Below are 3,170 nucleotides of genomic sequence, written 5' to 3'. Positions count from 1 at the left end.
GATGGATTTTCCGAACACTTGTGTCACGCTAAGAACTGTTGCCTCTGTAACAAGATCGGCTTTTGTTTCTGCTCGCTTCTGTGATTCGTCGAGCAACCATGGAGCTGGTATTGCATAAACATGTCCTGGAAGTATTGCGAAAATTAAATAGAGTGATCGAGCCCATCCATGGCTTGGCTTTGGCTTCAGTGCCATTACTTGTAATTGGCGCAATAGTATCTTGGCTATCTTGCCTCCTTGATTACAGTCAGTCATAAGGCGGTTGGTGCGTCCAGGCTGGTTTGGTGACTATCAGGAAAGATGATGCTTCTACTGTTGTTTAGGCAGCTATCGCCAATGATGATGTTTCTTCGTTCATTTCTGGAGGTGGATGGTTGATTCACGGATCTGCGTGTTGACGCCCACACCGGGTGCTTCGACTCCAGCGGGTCGGATGGCCTGACGGGCGGCCTCGTAGACCTCATCTCGGTGCTAGCAAATGGCCTTTGCGGTTCCACTGTGACGCTGATTGGGTCTCACGAATTTTATGCCTCTATACCGGTGCTGGTGGTTGTACCAGTCCGCGAACGACGCCAACCACTGGCACGCGTCGTCTTTGCTGGTAAACGGCTGGTTTTGGTTGTCGGGCCGGTATTTGATCGTACGGAATAGGCATTCCGAGTACGGCTTGTCGTAGGAGACCCTTGGCCTGGAAAAGGATTTGAGCACCCCCATCTCCTCCAGCCGTGATTCCAGCGTCTCCCCGCGCGTTGAATTGCTGTTGTCGGCGTGGCTGGAAGGACAGTTAAGGCGCAAACAGCTGAAATTAGTGCTTTGATTTGCACTTTGGCCTAGATCAACTTCTCGATCCAATGTAGGGTATAATAGATTTTCGACCCTACAAGTGGTGTAACTCAGGTGGGTCATTTCCGGCGTAGCCGGGCTTGAGGTCCCCAGGGATTAATACCAAATCCTGGGACGCGGGCGCTCCAAAGCAACTCCCATAGCCACCAAGCTCCCCCAGCACCTCCCTTAATTCTTCTTCGTCTGCCCCGACGAGCAGGTCGCCCCCGAGCTCATCGCCTGCCTGCTGGTGAAACGCCAGGCGGATTGCGAGCTGCTGTAGGGCGTGATTGTGGAAACGGAAGCGTACTCAAGGGAGGAACCCGCCACTACTGCCTGGAACCCTCTTGCTTCTAGCGGAGAAATCTAGAATTAAATACAATATGTTTCATTTTGTGCGCCGCGGGGGCGGCTCAGTGATTGAATAAATACGTTTTCAATTTTCTTAGGCGTGAAATTAAGTTTTTTAGCGGTTTGCAGTACTGTCGTATGTTTACAGTCACCCTCTTATGCTGAGTCTTTGCTAGATGCAGGTCGGAACTTTCACAATGATACATCAAGTCTTAGTGGTTTGATGGCTGTCGTCGGGCAATCTCGTAAACTTGCCTTGAAAGGGTGTCCTGCTGCTTTAGAGCTGCTAATAAGGAGCTATAACGCATATATATACCGCGAGCCAAATAAAAACGATAAAAGCTATATGAACTTGGTTGGTCAGGCGTCTAAGTGCGAACTGCCGTGATGTAGTTCGCTTGCTTTTTTGCAAGTAGGCCATCTTCCCACTACCATAGCCACCACGCCTTCCCAAAACCTCCCCCAAGACTTCTTCTGCCGGCCCGCAGAAGAGGTGGCACCTGAGCTGATTGGCTGCCTGCTGGTGAAACGTCAAGCAGGTGTCCAAATGTCGTGGTTGTCTCAAATTTGCTATCGCAACTGCACAAGACTGATGCGCCACCTGTCTGCTTCGGTTGCTGCTCTGCTGCTCCCCGCCGTCCCTCCACTGCTGCTGGGCACTACGGCATTCATGGGGGCAGTGTTGGTTACCCAGGTACCCGCTCATGCACAGAGTGCAGAAGCGGTCGCCAAGGTTGCCCAATCCATCACTGTGCGTATAGAAGGTGCCACGCAGGGGTCAGGGGTGCTCGTGAAGCGTGAGAGCAACCGTTACACGGTGCTGACAGCTTGGCACGTGGTGAGCGGGCAGAGACCAGGAGAAGAGCTAGGAGCGCGTCGCACGTTGCGCCAAGGCCCAGCAGTCAGCAGCCGTGATTGATCTCCGGTGATCCCGGACGCGGACGACCTGATCACAGCCGCAGCGAACCGGGCCAGCTCCTCAGGCCCTTGCCAGCGAGGCCCGGAACAGTTTGAGCAGGTTGTGCGTGGTGGCCATCAGCGCCCATTCCCCGTTCACCTTCTCCAGCCCTCGCAACCAGAACCGATCCAGACCTCGGGCACCCTTGATCTGCCCGAACACCGGCTCGACAATCGTCTTGCGCAGGGCGTAAACGGTCTGACCGGCTTTGGATCTGAGCTTTCGCTCCATCCGCCCGCGGGCATCAAGATCTGCCGGCGGCTTTCCCCGTGATGGCCTGGGCCGCTGGCCGTGCTGTTGGCGGCTGGTGGAGATGTAGGAGTTGAGGCCCCCTTCCTCGCAGGCTTCCAGGTTGGCGGTGCTGCAGTAGCCAGCATCGGCGATCAAGGCATCGGGCCGCTGACCGGTGTTGGCCAGGGTCCGCTCCAGCATGGGCAACAAGTGCACCGCATCACTGGCCTGGTTGCTCACCCCGATCGCCACGATCACCTGGTGGTCGCCATCGACGGCGGCCTGGGCGTTGTAGCCCTGCAGCCAGCCGTCAGCGCCCTTGAGGATGTGGCTATCGGGATCAGTGAAATTCCGCTGCGCGCTGGGCTTGGGGTGGCCGGCCGCATCGGTTGGGAGTGTGCGCTGCGGCATCGCCAATGGATCTGCCTTGTCAGCGGCTGCAGCCTTGTTCAGGTCTCGGCGAGCAGCTGCTGCCTTCTCGATCGCCAGCTTCTGGGCGTCATCGGCCCGCTTACGCGCACCACGGCTGCGGCGTGCCGCCCGCTTGCTGCGCGTCTCATCACCACTGGCGTCGGCTACCTCGACCTCCTGCTCAGCGGCCTCTGCCTGGTGATCGCGTTGACGTGCCTTGCCGGCTGCTGCTTCTGCCTCGAGTTCAGCTTTGGCCTTGCGGATCCACTCCAACCGGCTGGAGCGCCGCTGCAGTTCTTCCGGCAGCTCGTCACCTCGCTTGCCCTTGCCGTATTGGCCGTCCTCCTGAGCGTCGATGATCTCGGCCTTGCGCAGCAATGCCCGCATTTCAGCCTCC

The 3,170-nt window shown here is 56.9% G+C and carries 3 protein-coding genes; all 3 read right to left on the bottom strand.

Annotation, left to right across the window (positions count from 1 at the left end):
- Positions 1 to 255, bottom strand: a 255-nt coding sequence (locus AC01FP_RS16705) for a hypothetical protein (protein ID WP_474481792.1), incomplete at its 3' end; no start/stop codon positions are given.
- A 216-nt stretch (positions 256 to 471) separates the two neighbouring features.
- On the bottom strand, positions 472 to 714 hold the full coding sequence (locus AC01FP_RS16700) for an integrase core domain-containing protein (protein WP_474481793.1): 243 nt from the start codon (positions 712 to 714) through the stop codon (positions 472 to 474).
- Positions 715 to 2,152: 1,438 nt separating this feature from the next.
- Positions 2,153 to 3,170: transposase (locus tag AC01FP_RS16695; protein WP_474481791.1), on the bottom strand; the 1,018-nt coding region annotated here is incomplete at its 5' end.

The sequence above is a fragment of the Cyanobium sp. NIVA-CYA 375 genome (assembly GCF_056108345.1).
Note: the sequence above shows the minus strand (reverse complement) of the source record. Positions and strands in the feature narration are given on the sequence as shown.

Coding starts and splice junctions, on each gene's coding strand:
- AC01FP_RS16700 (WP_474481793.1), bottom strand. CDS start 714: ATGGGGGTGCTCAAATCCTTTTCCAGGCCAAGGGTCTCCTACGACAAG.